Source organism: Nocardia sp. NPDC004582 (genome assembly GCF_053602115.1).
The window spans coordinates 1-15,611 of record NZ_JBSGCY010000144.1 but is presented as its reverse complement, the minus strand read 5'-3'; the positions used below and the strand labels follow the sequence as shown (position 1 = coordinate 15,611).

Below are 15,611 nucleotides of genomic sequence, written 5' to 3'. Positions count from 1 at the left end.
CGGCGGGCGAGCGGGGGCGGGTTGAAGCCGTGCACGACGGTGCCGCCGAAGTCGAAGATGGCGGCGACCCGCGGGCCCTGCGGTCCGGTGCGCACGGCGTCGAGGGCGGTGGCGAGATCCTGTGCGCCGATGGGCCGCTGGGTGACGCCGACGCCGGGCCGCGGGGCCGGGTTGGCGCGGCCCGCCGCGCGGCCCCGGACCCGGTGGGTCACAGCGCCTCCATCCGGTTGGACGGGTCGAGGGTGGCGGCCCGGGTGATGCGCTGCCCGATGGCGCGTAGTTCGGCGGCGAAGGCGCTGCGCCGGGCAGCCAGGTCGGCGGGATCGCCGGCGGGGGTCAGCAGGCCGTGGTTGTCGGCGAGTTTGACCGCGCTGCCGAACAATTCGGAGGACACCGATTCGGGGCTGTGCAGGCGTTGTTGCAGCAGCATCTGTTTGCCGACCTGGAGGCATTCGTCGATGAGGGCCTTGCGGTCGACGGGGTCGACCGGGTCGCGGGCGGCGAGCCGTTCGGCCACCACCAGTTGCGCGTCGAAGAAGGAGCGCAGTACCCGGTGGGCCATCATGAAGCCGGAGTCGGCGAGCCGGGCCAGGATTTCGGAGCCGAGGGTGCCCGCGGCCGTGCGGTGGTGCCATTCGGGGTCCACGCGCAGCATCTCGGCGGTGAGCTGGCTGGTGAATTCGGCTCGTTCGGGGAAGAAGAACTCGAATTTGAGCAGGTCGCGCAGCCGGTAGGCGGCGTCCCATCCGGCTCGCAGCTGGTCGCCTTCGGGGGCTTCGACGGCGGTGAGGACGGCCAGTTCGAGGATGGCGCGGTTGACGAACCAGTGCACGGCGCTGTTGCGGTAGAACGCGGCCTCGAGGTGCGCGCCCGCGTTGATGGCGTACACCGGTTCCAGCCCCGCCCGGTACACGGTGACGACGGTGGCGACGGCCAGCTGTTCGAGGACCACGGCGAGCCCGTGATCGTCTCGCAGCGTGTCGAGTTCGCCGGTCGGCAGGCCGCGGCTCTCGATGTAGCCGAGCACGGGCGCGATGGCGGTGCGCAGTTCGGGCCGGGTCAGCGCGCGTTCGTGGACGCCGAGCAGCACCAGGGTGGTGAGGGCGTTGACGGTGATCGGGGTGACCTCGTTGATGCCGACGGCGACCTCGAAGGCAAGGCGCTGCACGGCCAGCTGTTCGCGTTCGACGGCTGGTTCGGCGGCCGGATCCCGGTGTCCGATCAGCGGATCCCCGTGTACGGCGAGGCGGTCGCGGGCCGAGAGCGGGGTGCCGAAGCGCACGTACACCCGCCCGGCGGAGTGCTGCTGGTTGCGGACGTAGCGGGCCAGCCAGGTCAGGCCCTCGGGTTGTTTGCGGCCGCCGGTCTGTTCGTCGGCGATGGCGCCGATCTCGTTGAGCCGTTCGTAGGTGATGGAGACCGGCACCAGCATGACGTCGTCGATGCGTTTCGAACGCAGTGCCGCCGCAAGGTAATTCAGCAGGCCGTAGCGCGGCGGCCGGAGCTTGCCGGTGCGGGTGCGCCCGCCTTCGAAGTACCACTCCAGGTTGAAGCGTTTGGTGAGCAGGTAGGCGAAGTACTCCTCGACGACGGCCTTGTAGACCTCGTCGTCGCCGAAACTGCGGCGGATGAACACGGTTCCGGTGCGCCGGGCGATGGGTCCGATCGGCCAGAACTTGAGGTTGGCTCCGCCGACGACGTGGTTGGGCGGGAAGTCGTTGCGCGCCAGGATGTCCCCGAGCACGAAGGCATCCACGTAGGAGCGGTGCGAGGGCAGGAAGACCAGCGGGTAGCGCCGGTTGAGCGAGCGCAGCCGGTCCAGTCCGGTCTCGTCGGAGTCGACCTTCCAGGTGGAGGCGTGCACGGGCCGCATGGCCTGGGTGAACAGGTCGGAGACCAGGCGGCTCTGGGCGGCGACGAGTTCGCGCAGGCCTCGTTCGGCGCGCCGGTAGACCTCGCGTGGGGGGAGTCCGGATTCGAGGGCGATGACGTCGAGGCGGCGCAGGAATTCGGGGGAGTCCAGGATTTCCTCGACCACCAGGCGCGGCACCTTGTACCGGTCGCCGATGACGGCGCGTTCGGCGCGTTCCAGCGCGACGATGCCGGCGCGCACGATGGCCCGCCCGAAAGCGTCGGGCACGATGGCGGATCCGGGGTTGTTGGCGCGCAGCTCGCTGAGCCGGGCGGGCTGCCCGGTGAGGATCAGGTGGCGGTCGGGGGCCTTGCCGATGAGCCGCCGCTGCATGAGCCGGTGCGGTTTGCGCGGGTTGGACATGGTGAGCAGGTCGCTGAAGGTGGTGCGGCGCACGCCGTCTCGTTCGGGCGGCAGCCACAGCACGCGGACCGGTACCACCAGCGGGTCGTCGGCGCGTCCGACGAGGCGGTCGGTGACGGCGGCGGGGTCGAGGTCGATCTGGGTGACGGGGGCGGAGGTGCCGAACTCCTGGGTGATGCCGCCTTCGGCGAGCCAGCCTCCGATGAGTTCGCGTTCCACTCGGGAAGCGGCGTCGACCAGTGCGACCACGGATTGCGGGGCGGTGAGCGCGGCTTCGGGGAGCCGACTGTCATGATCGAGCATCTTCGTTCCCTCCGCATGAGCCGCTGCGCTCCATTGAAGCCCAAACCGGGGCGGTGGGACGGGAGGTCGGGCAATTCACCGGTCCGACCGGGGGTTTCGCGGTGTTGCGCGATGGGGTGACGGAGGTCGCGACGCGGGCTTCCCCAAGGCTGGGAAGGTAATGCTAACCTCACTCCTCGAGTTAGGTAAGCATAACCTTGGAGGTCTGGTGTCGGTCGCTGACGAACGGGTACGGCTCGAGGGGGAGCAGCGGTGGGGAGAGTACGTCACCGATCCGGTCGCGGCCGTCACCGCGCTGGCGGCGGCGGATCGCTTCGGCGAGTACGTGGTCTACGAACGGCCCGGCGAATGGGTCTTCGCCGCGGACCCGCTCGGCGGCGTCGAGCTGGACGCCGGCGAACTGCGGGTGAGCTGGGACGGGCGCATCACCGCCGGACCGTGGTCGGGCAATCCGGCGCAGGCCCTCGACCGCGCGCTGGCCGGGCTGCCCCAGGCCGGCCGCAACGCCTTCGGCTGGATCGGATTCGAGTTCTGCGCCTGGTCGCTGGGCGCGACCGAGCACGTGCACCCGCGGGCCACCCTGGCGCACTTGATGATTCCGCGCATCGAGGTCCGCATCGACGCCACCGGCGTGCGGGTGTCGGGCGCTAGCCCCGGCGAGACGGGCGACATCCACGAACTGATCGCCGCCGCCCAGGACACCGCGCTGCCCGTCGCCTATCCGGTGGACGTCACCCCTGATCCGACCGGCTATCGGGACCGGGTCGCGGCCGGCGTGGCCGAGATCCGGGACGGCAAGTACCAGAAGGTGATTCTGTCCCGGAAGGTCGACCTGCCCTTCGCGGTCGACGTTCCCGCCACCTATCGCCTGGGGCGCGCGAACAACACCCCGGCGCGCTCGTTCCTGCTGCGCCTGGGCGGCCTGGAGGCGGCGGGCTTCAGCCCGGAACTGGTGGCGGCCGTGGACCGCGACCGGGTGGTCACGACCGAGCCGCTGGCCGGCACCCGCGCCTTCGGCCGCGGCGACGACATCGACCTGGCCGCCCGCGCCGACCTGGTGCGCGACCCGAAGGAGATTGTCGAGCACGCCATTTCGGTGCAGACCTCCTTCGCCGAGATCGCCGCGGTCGCCGAGCCCGACACCACCGCGGTCTCCGACTTCATGGCGGTCCGCGAGCGCGGCAGCGTCCAGCACCTGGCCTCCACGGTGCGCGGGCGGCTGGCCGCCGACCGCAGCCCCTGGGACGCGCTGGAGATGCTGTTCCCGTCGGTCACCGCCTCCGGCATCCCCAAGGCCGAGGGCGTGGACGCGGTATTCCGCCTCGACCACGATCCGCGCGGCCTGTATTCCGGTGCGGTGGTGACGGTTTCCCCCGACGGCGCGCTGGAGGCGACGCTGGTGCTGCGCGCGGTCTACCAGTCCGGGGCGGGCGCGTGGCTGCGCGCGGGCGCGGGCGTGGTCGGGCAGTCGCGGCCGGAGCGGGAGTTCGAGGAGACCTGCGAGAAGCTGGGCAGCGTCGCGCCCTACGTGGTGCGGGCCTGATCCTCGAACCCGGCGGCTGAGGCTCAGACCGGGAATTCGACCTCGGTCAACCGCTCGGACAGCTCCCAGAGCTGCCGGGCGGTCTTCTCGTCGTGGGAGGCGGCGTTGGAGCTGACCCGCGTCGGGTGGCCGCGCCAGTTGAACCGGTCCGGCCCGTAGTACGCGCCGGGTTCGACATCGGCGGTGGCCGCGTACAGGGTTGGCAGCGCGCCCATCTCGGCGCTCTGCGCGATCAGCCGGTTGCCGAGGCCGACCAGCTGTTCGAGCACGTTCTGGGTCTCGGAGCTGATCTCGGTGGCCGCGTAGCCGGGGTGCGCGGCGACCGCCAGTTTCGCCGACCCGGTGACCGTGAGCCGCCGCTGGAGTTCGTAGGTGAACAGCAGCGTGGCGAGTTTGGACTGCGCGTACGCGCCGAAGCGGGAGTAGGCGCGCCGCTCCCAGTTCAGGTCCTCCAGGTCGATGCGCCCGATCAGGTGGGTGAGGCTGGAGGTGTTGACCACGCGCTCGGAAATCCGGTCCAGCAGCAGACCGGTCAGCGCGAAGTGGCCGAGATAGTTGGTGCCGATCTGCAATTCGAAGCCGTCGGCGGTGGCCCGCTTGGGCACCGCCATCACGCCCGCGTTGTTGATCAGCACGTCGGCGCGGTCGACGGTGCCGGCGAAGGCGCGCACGGAGGCCAGGTCGGCCAGATCGAGGGCGCGGATGTGCACGTCCCCGGTCATGGTGGCGGCCACCGCCCGCGCCTTGATCTCGTTGCGGCAGGCCATGATCACCCGCGCCCCGGCGGCGGCCAGGGCGCGCGCGGTGGCCTCGCCCAGGCCGCTGGTCGCCCCGGTGACGATGACGATCCGGCCACTCTGGTCAGGAATATCCGATTCGTTCCACCCACCCATAGATGAACTCTATGACGGAACGGCTCTCAGCGCGCGGCGAGGGCCTTCTTGTCGATCTTTCCGACCGCTGTCACGGGCAGGGAATCGGCCTGCCGCAACACATCCGGGAGTTTGTAGGTGGCCAGGCCGCGCTCGGTGAGGAAGGCCTTGACCGCCGACAGGGCCGGCAGCTCGCCCTCGGTCACCAGGAACACGCCGACCTTCTCGCCCAGGGCCGCGTCGGGCAGGCCCACGGCGGCCGCGTGCCGGACGCCCGGATAGGCGAGCAGGTGCTCCTCGAGCTCGTCGCAGGAGATGTTCTCGCCGCCGCGGTTGATCACGTCCTTGATGCGGCCGGACACGATCAGGTGGCCGCTGGGCAGGCGCCGCACCAGGTCGCCGCTGCGGTAGAAGCCGTCGGGGGTGAAGGCGCGCGCGTTGTGCTCGGGGGCGCGGTAGTAGCCGCGCAGCGTGTAGGGGCCGCGGGTGAGCAGTTCGCCCTCCTCGCCGTCGGCGACGTCGTGGCCGTGCTCGTCCACCACCCGCACCTCGTCGGCGGGGGCGAGCGGGCGGCCCTGGGTGGTGCACACCAGATCGTCGGAATCCTCGGCGCGGGTGTAGTTGAGCAGGCCCTCGGCCATGCCGAACACCTGCTGCAGGCGACAGTCCAGGGCGGGAGCGACCTCGCGGGCGTTCACCTCGGCCAGCTTCGCGCCACCGACCTGCAGCAGCCGCAGCGAGGACAGGTCGGCGTCCTCCCATTCCACTGCCGCGCACCACAATTGGACCAGCGGCGGCACCACGGCGGTGACGGTCACCCGGTGGCGTTCGATGGCGGCGAAGGCGCTCTCCGGGCTCGGGTCGGTGACGAAGGCCATGGCCCCGCCGGTGGCCACGGTGCCGAGCACGCCGGGGCAGGCGAGCGGGAAGTTGTGGGCGACGGGCAGCGTCGCGAGGTACACGTCGTCGGGGCCGAGTTCGCAGACCGCGGCGCTGGCGGTGGCGTTGTAGAAGTAGTCGTCGTGGGTGCGGGCGATCAGCTTGGGCAGGCCGGTGGTGCCGCCGGAGACCAGCATCAGCGCGATATCGGTGGCGTCGACCGCGGGCAGTGAATCACCGTCGGCGGGAACGGAGTTCAGATCGGTGAACGCGCCCGGATCGCCGAGGATCAGGATGTGCCGCAGGGCCGGGACCTGCGCGGCGACCTCGGCGGCCAGGGCGCGGTAGTCGAAGTCACCGAGCCGGTCGGCCGCGATGTAGGCGACGGCTCCGGAAAGCCGGGCCAGATGCTCGATTTCGGCGCGGCGGTGCGCGGGCAGGGTGAGCACCGGGATGATCCCGGCGCGCAGCAGGCCGAACAGCAGCGGCGGGAACGCGGGGGTATTGGGCAGCTGGACCACCACGCGGTCGCCGGGCTGGATGCCGAGCCGCAGGAACCCGTGTGCCATCCGGTCCGCCGCGCGGTCGAGGTCGGCGTAATCGGCCGGGGCGCGGCCGGGCTCGTCGCTCAGCAGGGCGGGCCGCTCGGGCCACTGCCGGGCGGCGTCACGCAGGAGTTCCCCGAGCGGGCGGCCCGCCCAGTAGCCCTCGCGCCGGTATCGCTCGGCGAGGTCGGCGGGGAAGGCGACGAATCCGTCGCGGTGGCCCGGGGCGGCGGGCGCGGTCGTTGTCACGGCTCTGACCTCTTGCTGGTAAGGGTGTCCTTGCATAGGTTAGGCAACCCTATCTCAATGGGTTACGCTTCTGCCCATCGATCCCGTCGAACAAGGAGTACCAGCGGAATGGAGTCACCTCAGGGGCTGTCGGCGCACATCGCCCGGGACGAGATCCGCGCCGCCATCGCCGGCCACCTCGGCCTCGACCCGGCCGACATCGCCGACCACGACGACCTCATCCAGCTCGGCCTCGACTCCATCCGCACCATGAAACTCGCGGGCGCCTGGCGCAAACGCGGCCTGTCCGTCAACTTCGCCCAACTCGCCGCCGAACCCACCATCGCCGCCTGGCACCAGCTGCTCGGCGGCGCGGAGGACGAGTCGGGCACGCGGGTGAACGAATCGGCCGCACCGCGAAGGGAATTGACCGAGCCGCACACCGAGTCGGCCACGTCCGGGACCGAATCGGCCGTACCCGAGGACGACTCGCGTGATGACGGCAGTCCGTTCGCGCTCGCGCCCATGCAGCACGCGTACTGGATCGGACGGTCCGACAGCCAGCAACTGGGGGCCGTCGCCGCCCACCTCTACGTCGAATTCGACGGGGCCGGTGTGGATCCCGCCCGGCTCGAGGCCGCGGTCGAGGCGCTGGTGCGGCGGCATCCGATGCTGCGCACCCGGTTCCTGCCCGACGGCACCCAGCAGACCCTGGAACGCCCCGGCCGGGACGTGTGGAGCGTCGCCGACCTGCGCGAGGCCACGCCCGAGGCGGCGGAGCGGACGCTGGAGGAGCTGCGGGACAAGCGGACCCATCAGCTGATGGCCGTCGAGGACGGTCAGGTCGTCGATATCGCGCTGACCCTGCTGCCGGAGGGTCGCACCCGCCTGCACCTGGACGTGGACATGCTCGCGGCCGACGCCATGAGCTACCGGATCCTGATCTCGGACCTGGCGCGCCTGTACCACGGTGAGCAGCTGCCCCCGCAGGACTACACCTTCCGCGAATACCTGGCCGAACACGCCGGTCCCGCACCGGAACACGCCGTCGACCAGGCGTGGTGGCAGGAGCGCCTCGCGGACCTGCCCGGTGCCCCGGAGCTGCCGCGCGCCGCCGAAATCGTGACGCGCCCGGGCGCAGCGGCGGAGCGGGCGGCCAAAACCGTGCGCCTGCATCGGTGGTTGTCGCCGGAGGCCAAGGGGCGGATGTTCGCCGCGGCGCACGCGCGGGGGATCACTCCGGCGATGGCGTTGGCGTCGGTGTTCGCGGAGACCATCGGCGGGTGGTCGGCGCAGCGGCGGTTCCTGCTGAATCTGCCGCTGTTCCACCGGGAGCCGGTGCACCCGCGGGTGGATGGGGTGGTGGGCGACTTCACCTCGTCGGTGTTGCTGGCGGTGGATGTCACCGAGCCGGCGACCGTCACCGAGCGCGCCCGTGCGCTGCAGCGCGAATTGCACGCCGCCGGAGCGCATTCCGGCTACACCGGCCTGGAGGTGCTGCGCGATCTGGGTCGCCTGCGTGCCGAACCGGTGCTGGCCCCGATCGTCTACACCAGCGCCATCAATCTGGGCGAGCTGTTCGCCGACCAGGTCACCGCCACCTTCGGCGATCCGGTCTGGATCATCTCGCAGGGCCCGCAGGTGCTGCTCGACGCGCAGGTCACCGAGGTTCGCGGCGGTCTGCTGCTGAACTGGGACGTGCGTTCCGACGCCTTTCCCCCGGCCATGGTCGAGACGATGTTCACCCGCTACATCGACGCCGTCCTGCGCCTCGCGGGCAGCGACGCGCCCGGCCTGGACGTGCCCCGCCCGGGCATGCCCGGCCTGGACGCGGCCGGCCTGAACGCGGCCGCTGTCCGGGACGGCGCGGCCGCGACCGAGGTATCCGCGGCGCCCACCGCGCACCCCGCCGATTTCGGTGGCGCGGGCTGGGACGCCGAGGCCGCGGTGCGAATTCCCGTGGAGCAGGCGGTAGTTCGCGCCCGAGTGAATGCCACCGACGGTCCGGTGACCGGCCGCGCGTTGCACACCGGCCTGTTCGAGTTCGCCGCCACGACCCCCGACGCGCCCGCCGTCGTCTGGGAAGCCGACACCTCCGTCCCCGCCGTGGGAGCCGGGCACGTCCCGCTGACGTCCGAATCCGGCTTCGGCACAAGCGTTCTCAGCTACCGGGAGCTGGCCGAGCAGGCCCTGGCGGTGGCGGGCGCGCTGCGGGCGGTGGGCGTCCGGCCGGGCGACGCGGTCGCCGTGCAGTTGCCGAAGGGCCCGGATCAGATCCTGGCTACCGTCGGCGTGCTGGCCGCCGGAGCCGTCTACGTGCCGATCGGTTTCGACCAGCCGGACCGGCGGCGCGCCGAGATCCTGCGCACCGGCGCGGTCGTCGCGGCGGTGACCGCCGGCGGCGAGGTGCCCGGGCTGCCGACCGTGGCGTTGCGCGCGGCGCGGGAGTATCCGGAGCCGTTGGCGCGGGCCGTGATCCCGGATCCGGAGGCCATCGCCTATGTGCTGTTCACCTCCGGCTCCACCGGTCGGCCGAAGGGCGTGGAGGTGCCGCACCGGGCCGCCATGAACACCATCGACGAGCTGAACGAACGCTTCGGGATCGGTGCGGACGATCGGGCGCTGGCCCTGTCGGCGCTCGAGTTCGACCTGTCGGTCTACGACATCTTCGGCCTGCTGAGCGCCGGCGGCACGGTGATCGCGCTGGATGAGGGACAGCGCGCGGAGCCGGGCCGCTGGGTGGAACTGATCCGCCGCCACCGGGTGTCGGTGCTGAACTGCGTCCCGAGCCTGCTGGATATGACGCTGGAGGCCGCGGCCGGGAAACCTGTGGATAGTTTGCGCATGGTGATCCTGGGTGGCGACTGGGTCGATGTGGCGCTGCCGGGCCGCCTGGCCGCGGTGGCTCCGGGCTGCCGGTTCGCCGGGCTGGGCGGGGCCACCGAGACGGCCATCCACTCCACGATCCGTGAGGTCGTGAACGCCGAGGTGCCGCCGGAGTGGTCGGCCGTCCCGTACGGCACCCCGCTGCGCAATGTGCGCTGCCGGGTGGTCGGCCCGTCCGGTCAGGACTGCCCGGACTGGGTGACGGGTGAACTGTGGATCGGCGGCGCGGGCGTGGCCGCCGGTTACCGCGGGGATCCGGAGCGCACCGCCGACCGTTTCGTCAGCCACGACGGCCTGAACTGGTACCGCACCGGCGATCTGGCCCGCTACCTGCCCGACGGCTGCCTGGAGTTCCTGGGCCGCGCCGACCATCAGGTCAAGATCCGCGGCTACCGGGTGGAACTCGGCGAGGTGGAGAGCGCGCTGCGGGGTCTGCCGGGCGTGCGGCACGCCATCGCCGCGGTGGTGGGCGCGGCCGCGCCGAAGCTGGCCGCCGTCCTGGTGGCCGACGACGGCGTCACCCCGGACGTCCCGGTGCTGCTGGCGGCGGCCGCGAAGCTGTTGCCCGCCTACATGATTCCGGATCGGGTGGAGACGCTCGCCGAGCTGCCGTTCACCTCGAACGGCAAACCGGATCGCAAGGCCATCGCCGGGCTGCTGGCCGCGGGGGAGCGGGCGGGCGAATCCGTCGCGCCCCGAACCGATGTCGAGCGCGCGGTGGCCGACATCATCGCGACTGTCCTGGGCCGCGAGGCAGTCGGCGTGACCGACGACTTCTTCGCCCTGGGCGGCGATTCGGTGCTGGCCACCGCGGTCATCGCCCGGGTGCGGGACTGGCTGGACTCCCCGGACACGGTGGTCGCGGACTTCTTCGCGGCCCGAACGGTCGAGGGCCTGACCGCCCGGCTGCTGGAGCGCGAACGCCGGGCCGGCGCCACCGGCCGGCTCGACGGCGTGGCCCGCCTCTACCTGGAGGTGGCCGCCATGTCCGACGACGAGGTGCTCGCGCTGTCCTGAAAGCGGCCGTGGGTCTCTCAGTGCGCGGGCGGCAGCGTGCAGCCGTCTTTCAGGATGCCGAGGTCGTGCGGCAGCTTGTAGCAGGACGGATCGTCCGGCAGCACCGGGTGGAAGCCCTCCAGGAAGAACGTCGCCACGATATTGATGACGATGACCAGCCCGAGGAACGCGAGGGCGGCCGTGCCGATCGCCCGATGCGGCGTGACCGGCAGCGTCTCCGCGGCCGTCTCGTACGAGAACGACAGCACCACACCGATTGTCGTGATCGCGGCCACGAACAGCACCAGCGCCCACACGTACAGGTGCAGGCCCAGCACCGCGCCGCCGTACCCCTGGTCGCCGGGCAGGATGTGCAGCATGGTCTGCCGCCACGCGGTGAACCCGCCGCCGAAGCAGGCCACGATGGCCAGGCCCCACCCGGTCATGTAGTCGCGCCGGGTCAGCCGCCCGGTCATGCCCTTGCGCACGATGTAGGCCCCGCCGAGCGCGGCCAGGATCATGAAGTACCGCTGCAGCATGCACAGCGGGCACGGGTAGTCCCAGGTGCCGAACTGGACGCCGAGTCCGCCGCAGACGACGCCGGTCCATCCCACGATGAAGATGACGGCCAGCCAGTACTGGATCTGCCCGGCGACGCCGCCGCTCGCGGCGGTCTCGGTGGGTTCGGCGCTCGTGTCGGTCACCACGTCAGCCCCAGTCCCAGGCCGCTCGTGATGTGGTACTTCAGGAGTCCGGCGCAGACCAGCGCCACGACCCACCAGGCCGTCAGCACGGACCGGCGGGAGCCCGGTTTCCAGATCAGGACCAGAATGCCCAGCAAACCCGCGAGTATGAGCGTGTCCATGCTCGCGGACGCTACCGCTCGCGCAGGTCGAACCGGATGAACAGGACATGGACACGCCGCGCTCGGCCGACCCGCGGAGCGGCTGGCAAATCCCGCGTCCGGGAACGGTTCACGCCGAGATCGGACGGGCGCGCCTCCGCGCCCCTAGACTCGATCCCGTGAGCGGCTGGGACATCTCCGACATCCCCGATCAAGCGGGCCGGACCATCATCGTCACCGGGGCCAACAGCGGGCTGGGCGCGGCGACCGCGCGAGCGCTCGCCGGCGCGGGCGCGAAGGTGATCATGGCGTGCCGCAATGAGGTGAAGGCGCGGGCGGTGGCCGATCGGATCGGCCCGAACGCCCAGGTGCGTCGCCTGGACCTGGCCGACCTGGCCTCGGTGCACGAGTTCGCCGACTCGATCGAGGGCGCGGACGTGCTGATCAACAACGCGGGCGTGATGGCGGTGCCGCTCAAGCGCACCGCCGAGGGCTTCGAAATGCAGATCGGCACAAACCATCTCGGCCATTTCGCGCTGACCGGGCTGCTGCTGGACAAGATCCGCGACCGGGTGGTCACGCTCTCCAGCGGGATGCACGCCATCGGCCGCATCGACCTCGAGGACCTGGACTGGGAGCGGCGCTCCTATCAGCGCTGGGCCGCCTACGGACAGTCCAAGCTGGCCAATCTGATGTTCGCGCGGGAACTGCAGCGCCGCCTGACGGCCGCGGGCTCGAGCAAGGTGTCGGTGGCCGCGCACCCCGGTTACGCCGCCACCGACCTGCAGGGGCACACCGAGTCGATCTACGACGCGCTGATGTCGATCGGCAACAAGCTGTTCGCCCAGAGCGCCGAAATGGGCGCGCTGCCAACGCTGTTCGCCGCCACCGCCGAGGTGGAGCCGGGCGGCTTCTACGGCCCCACCGGGCTGCGCGGCATGCGCGGCTATCCGGGGCCCAGCCCGTCCAGCGCCGCCTCCAAGGACGAGGTGACCGCGCGGCGGCTGTGGGAGCTGTCCGAGCAGCTGACCAAGGTCAGCTACCCGTTCGTGCGTCGCTGAACCGAAATCCGGGAGCATCGCTGAGCCGAAAGGCGGGGGTTGGTGAGCATTCCATTCGATCGACGGGATCAACTCGACAAGATCCAGCAGGGGCTGATGCAGGGCGAGCAGATCCTCGCCGTGTACGACGCCATCGGTGTGGGCACCGGATTCCTGGGGCTCACCGACCGGCGGGTCATCATCCAGGACAACTCGTTCGTCGGGAAGAAGATCGCGATCACGTCCATCCCCTACGGGCGGATCTCGAGCGTGAGCATCCTGACCAACAAGTCGTTCGCGGGCCAGTTCTTCTCCTCCGGCCACATCGCGATCAGCACCGGGCACCACACCTACGAGGTGGAGTTCCGCGGCGACGACAAGACGCGGCACGTGCACGACGTGATCCTGCATTACATCCTGCACTGAGCGGCCACATCCTTCATCGAGCACGGGCATCCCATCAGATGGGACGCCCGTCCCAGTGGCGTGTCGTACGCCACACGCACGAAAACGGATCTCTGGTACAGTGCCTGGCATGCAGCGTCAGTATTTCTGGTTTAGCCAGCCGGCCCCGGGTGGGTCGTGCGGCGTGACCTCGCGCTGACATCCTCCACCCCGAGCCGGACGACATCAGACCGGCTCCAAGGGGTTTCGCAATTCTCCGTGGGTCGGCCTGGGACAAGGACAACCACCCATGACCACCACCGCCGATCTCGACCGGCACGCCGATCTCGATGACCAGCGCACGCTGAGCGTCAGTCCGCTGAGCTCGCCGCGCGAGGTCCGTGCCGCCCACCCGATCGACGACACCCTCGCCGACACCGTGCGCGCGGGCCGCAAAGCCACCGTCGACGTGCTCGACGGCACCGACGACCGCCTCATGGTGATCGTCGGCCCGTGTTCGGTGCACGATCCCGAAGCCGCCATGGACTACGCCCGCCGGCTGGCCGCCAAGGCCGCCGAGCTGGACGACCGCCTGCACGTGGTGATGCGCGTCTACTTCGAGAAGCCGCGCACCACGCTGGGCTGGAAAGGCCTGATCAACGACCCGCACCTGGACGGCAGCTTCGACATCAACACCGGCCTGGACCTGGGCCGCCGCCTGCTGGTCGACATCACCGCGCTCGGACTGCCGGTGGCGTGCGAGTTCCTCGACCCGATCACCCCGCAGTACATCGCCGACCTGGTCGCCTACGGCGCGATCGGCGCCCGCACCGCCGCCAGCCAGGTGCACCGGCAGCTGTCCTCGGCGCTGTCCATGCCGGTCGGCATCAAGAACGGCACCGACGGCGACGTGCAGGTCGCGGTGGACGGCGTGCGCGCCGCGGCCGCCTCGCACGTATTCCCCGGCACCGACCTGGACGGGCGCTCCGCGCTCATCCGCACCGCCGGCAACCCGGACTGCCACGTCATCCTGCGCGGCGGCTCCAACGGCCCCAACTTCGACGCCGCCTCCTGCGCGGAAGCCCTGCTGCGCCTGGAGAAGTCGTCGCTGCCCCAGCGCCTGGTGGTGGACGCCTCGCACGGCAACTCCAACAAGGACCACAACAAGCAGGTGGACGTGGTCACCGATCTGGCCGAGCGCATCGCGGGCGGCGAGGACACCGTGGTCGGCCTGATGATGGAGTCCTTCATCGTCGCCGGTCGCCAGGACCTCACCCTCGGCAAGCCGGAGGACCTCACCTACGGCCAGTCCATCACCGACGCCTGCATCGACTGGGACACCACGGTCGCCCAGCTGGAGCGCCTCGCCGACGCGGTCGCCCAGCGCCGCGCGGCCCGCGCGTAGGTCCTCGGTCCCGTAGACCCGCACCCGGGCGCGGCGAGTTCGCCTCGCGCTGAACGAGTCCGGCGTGCACACTGAGTTCGGCGCACACCCAGTCCGGCGGGTGTGCGCCGAACGCTTTCTCCGGTCGGGACCCGATCAGATGCCCTCGGGCCACTGCCGGCTCGGCGTCTCCGGATCCGTGCGCAGGCGGCCCGCGACCCAGATGTCGCGGCGCACGCCGCGCTGCACGCCGCCGCCGCGGATCAGGCCCTCGTAGTGGAAGCCCGTGCGGCGGGCCACCGCGGCGGAGGGGTGGTTGCCGGTGAAGGCCCGCCACTCCAGGCGCTCGAAGGCCAGCCCCGCGGGATCGAGGCCGGCCGCGGCGACCAGCCGGGCCGCCCGGGTCATCACGCCCGCGCCGCGCGCGGTGGGGGTGAGCCAGAAACCGATCTCGGCGGTCTCGTCGTCGCGGCGCGGGTAGAGCGGGCTGAGCCCGATCATGCCGATCAGCGGGCCCCGAGCCGCCCCGCGCACCGCCCAGGTGGGGCTGCGGGCGGCCCAGCCGGGGCCGACGATGTCGTAGATGAACTTCTCGGCGTCGGCGCGATGGTAGGGGACCGGCATGGTGGTCCACGCGCCGATGGAGGGTTCCTGGCACAGGGCGGTGATGTCGTCGATGTCGGAGACGGCGGGCGGCGACAGCCAGACCATGCCGTCGGAGAGGAATTCCGCGTCCACCAGGCCATGCTGCCATGGAATCGGGCACGGGCGGCCGGTAATTCGGGCCGTACGGCACAGGCCGTGGCGACCGGCGCGGCAGCTGTCGATCATCGGGCCGTCGGTGTCCGCGGTGACCGGCCGCGCCGCTGTCGGTGCGCGTCCGTAGGATCGGTGCGATGGTTGCCGCTCTCCTCGCCGACTTGTTCGAAACGCATCGGCCGCATCTGGTCTCGGTGGCCTACCGGCTCACCGGGAGCGTGAGCGACGCCGAGGACGCGGTGCAGGAGAGCTGGTTACGGCTCGCCGCGGCCCGCCAGTCCGAGATCCACGACCTGCGCGCCTGGCTCACCACCGTGGTCAGCCGGCTGTGCCTGGACCGGCTGCGCAGCGCGGCGGTGCGGCGCGAAACCTATGTGGGGCAATGGCTCCCGGAACCGGTGGTCACCGCGGTGACGCCGTCCAGCACCCCCGACCCGCTGGCCGCGGTGGTGCGCAAACAGGAGTTCCGGTTCGCGGCCCTGGTGGTGCTGGACGCGTTGACGCCGCCGCAGCGGGTGGCTTTCGTTCTGCACGACGGCTTCTCGGTGCCGTTCACCGAGATCGCGGACATCCTCGAGGTTTCCGTGGACGCCGCGCGCCAGCTCGCCACCCGGGCCCGCAAGGCGGTCGCGGACGCGCCGGAACCGGCCGCCGACGCCGAGCACGAGGCCGC

Annotated in this window: 12 protein-coding genes and 1 pseudogene; 6 read left to right on the top strand and 7 right to left on the bottom strand. The window is 71.3% G+C overall.

The genetic code is table 11. The features are described 5' to 3' along the window. A pseudogene (locus ACWELJ_RS28455) lies at positions 1-212 on the bottom strand (hypothetical protein); the annotation flags it as partial. Continuing rightward, complete coding sequence (locus ACWELJ_RS28450; protein WP_452369198.1) at positions 209-2,578, bottom strand: glycerol-3-phosphate 1-O-acyltransferase; 2,370 nt, start codon at positions 2,576-2,578, stop codon at positions 209-211. The pseudogene ACWELJ_RS28455 and the gene ACWELJ_RS28450, both read right to left, overlap by 4 nt. A gap of 160 nt (positions 2,579-2,738) precedes the next feature. On the opposite strand from ACWELJ_RS28450, the gene ACWELJ_RS28445 reads away from it, so the two are divergent. Further along, positions 2,739-4,121: a salicylate synthase gene (locus ACWELJ_RS28445; protein ID WP_452369197.1), complete on the top strand. Its 1,383-nt coding sequence runs from the start codon at positions 2,739-2,741 to the stop codon at positions 4,119-4,121. Between the two features lie 23 nt (positions 4,122-4,144). On the opposite strand, the gene ACWELJ_RS28440 is transcribed toward ACWELJ_RS28445, so the two are convergent. Both ACWELJ_RS28440 and ACWELJ_RS28435 read right to left on the bottom strand, forming a co-directional pair. Further along, positions 4,145-5,014, bottom strand: coding sequence for an oxidoreductase (locus ACWELJ_RS28440; RefSeq protein ID WP_452369196.1), 870 nt, complete (start codon positions 5,012-5,014; stop codon positions 4,145-4,147). Between the two features lie 26 nt (positions 5,015-5,040). Further along, positions 5,041-6,666: a (2,3-dihydroxybenzoyl)adenylate synthase gene (locus tag ACWELJ_RS28435; RefSeq protein ID WP_452369195.1), complete on the bottom strand. Its 1,626-nt coding sequence runs from the start codon at positions 6,664-6,666 to the stop codon at positions 5,041-5,043. Positions 6,667-6,774: 108 nt separating this feature from the next. Between ACWELJ_RS28435 and ACWELJ_RS28430 the strand changes: the two genes are divergently transcribed. Further along, complete coding sequence (locus ACWELJ_RS28430) at positions 6,775-10,548, top strand: non-ribosomal peptide synthetase (protein ID WP_452369194.1); 3,774 nt, start codon at positions 6,775-6,777, stop codon at positions 10,546-10,548. A 17-nt stretch (positions 10,549-10,565) separates the two neighbouring features. On the opposite strand, the gene ACWELJ_RS28425 is transcribed toward ACWELJ_RS28430, so the two are convergent. Together ACWELJ_RS28425 and ACWELJ_RS28420 are read right to left on the bottom strand one after the other, a co-directional pair. After that, positions 10,566-11,231 carry a disulfide bond formation protein B gene (locus tag ACWELJ_RS28425; RefSeq protein ID WP_452369193.1) on the bottom strand — a complete coding sequence of 222 codons (666 nt, stop codon included), beginning with the start codon at positions 11,229-11,231 and terminating at the stop codon, positions 10,566-10,568. Then, the gene (locus ACWELJ_RS28420) at positions 11,228-11,392 is read right to left on the bottom strand and encodes a DUF5993 family protein (RefSeq protein WP_452369192.1); all 165 of its coding nucleotides are present in this window, start codon (positions 11,390-11,392) and stop codon (positions 11,228-11,230) included. The genes ACWELJ_RS28425 and ACWELJ_RS28420 overlap by 4 nt, the downstream gene beginning before the upstream one ends. A 158-nt stretch (positions 11,393-11,550) precedes the next feature. On the opposite strand from ACWELJ_RS28420, the gene ACWELJ_RS28415 reads away from it, so the two are divergent. From ACWELJ_RS28415 to ACWELJ_RS28405, 3 genes are all read left to right on the top strand, one after another. After that, positions 11,551-12,432, top strand: a complete 882-nt coding sequence (locus tag ACWELJ_RS28415; RefSeq protein ID WP_452369191.1) for an oxidoreductase — start codon at positions 11,551-11,553, stop codon at positions 12,430-12,432. 42 nt (positions 12,433-12,474) lie between these two features. Continuing rightward, positions 12,475-12,837: a PH domain-containing protein gene (locus ACWELJ_RS28410; protein ID WP_452369190.1), complete on the top strand. Its 363-nt coding sequence runs from the start codon at positions 12,475-12,477 to the stop codon at positions 12,835-12,837. Between the two features lie 268 nt (positions 12,838-13,105). Then, a complete protein-coding gene (locus ACWELJ_RS28405) occupies positions 13,106-14,200 on the top strand; it encodes a 3-deoxy-7-phosphoheptulonate synthase (protein ID WP_452369189.1) in 1,095 nt (364 codons plus the stop codon). 135 nt (positions 14,201-14,335) lie between these two features. Here the strand turns inward: ACWELJ_RS28405 and ACWELJ_RS28400 are convergent, their stop codons facing one another. Continuing rightward, the gene (locus ACWELJ_RS28400) at positions 14,336-14,917 is read right to left on the bottom strand and encodes a GNAT family N-acetyltransferase (RefSeq protein WP_452369188.1); all 582 of its coding nucleotides are present in this window, start codon (positions 14,915-14,917) and stop codon (positions 14,336-14,338) included. Positions 14,918-15,075: 158 nt separating this feature from the next. Between ACWELJ_RS28400 and ACWELJ_RS28395 the strand changes: the two genes are divergently transcribed. Next, the coding region (locus ACWELJ_RS28395) for a sigma-70 family RNA polymerase sigma factor (protein ID WP_452369187.1) at positions 15,076-15,611 on the top strand (536 nt) is incomplete at its 3' end.

Bases quoted from the DNA above. Each gene is read 5' to 3' on its own strand.
- ACWELJ_RS28405 (WP_452369189.1), top strand. From the start codon at position 13,106: ATGACCACCACCGCCGATCTCGACCGGCACGCCGATCTCGATGACCAG.
- ACWELJ_RS28445 (WP_452369197.1), top strand. From the start codon at position 2,739: ATGCTAACCTCACTCCTCGAGTTAGGTAAGCATAACCTTGGAGGTCTG.
- ACWELJ_RS28430 (WP_452369194.1), top strand. From the start codon at position 6,775: ATGGAGTCACCTCAGGGGCTGTCGGCGCACATCGCCCGGGACGAGATC.
- ACWELJ_RS28420 (WP_452369192.1), bottom strand. From the start codon at position 11,392: ATGGACACGCTCATACTCGCGGGTTTGCTGGGCATTCTGGTCCTGATC.
- ACWELJ_RS28440 (WP_452369196.1), bottom strand. From the start codon at position 5,014: ATGGGTGGGTGGAACGAATCGGATATTCCTGACCAGAGTGGCCGGATC.
- ACWELJ_RS28450 (WP_452369198.1), bottom strand. From the start codon at position 2,578: ATGCTCGATCATGACAGTCGGCTCCCCGAAGCCGCGCTCACCGCCCCG.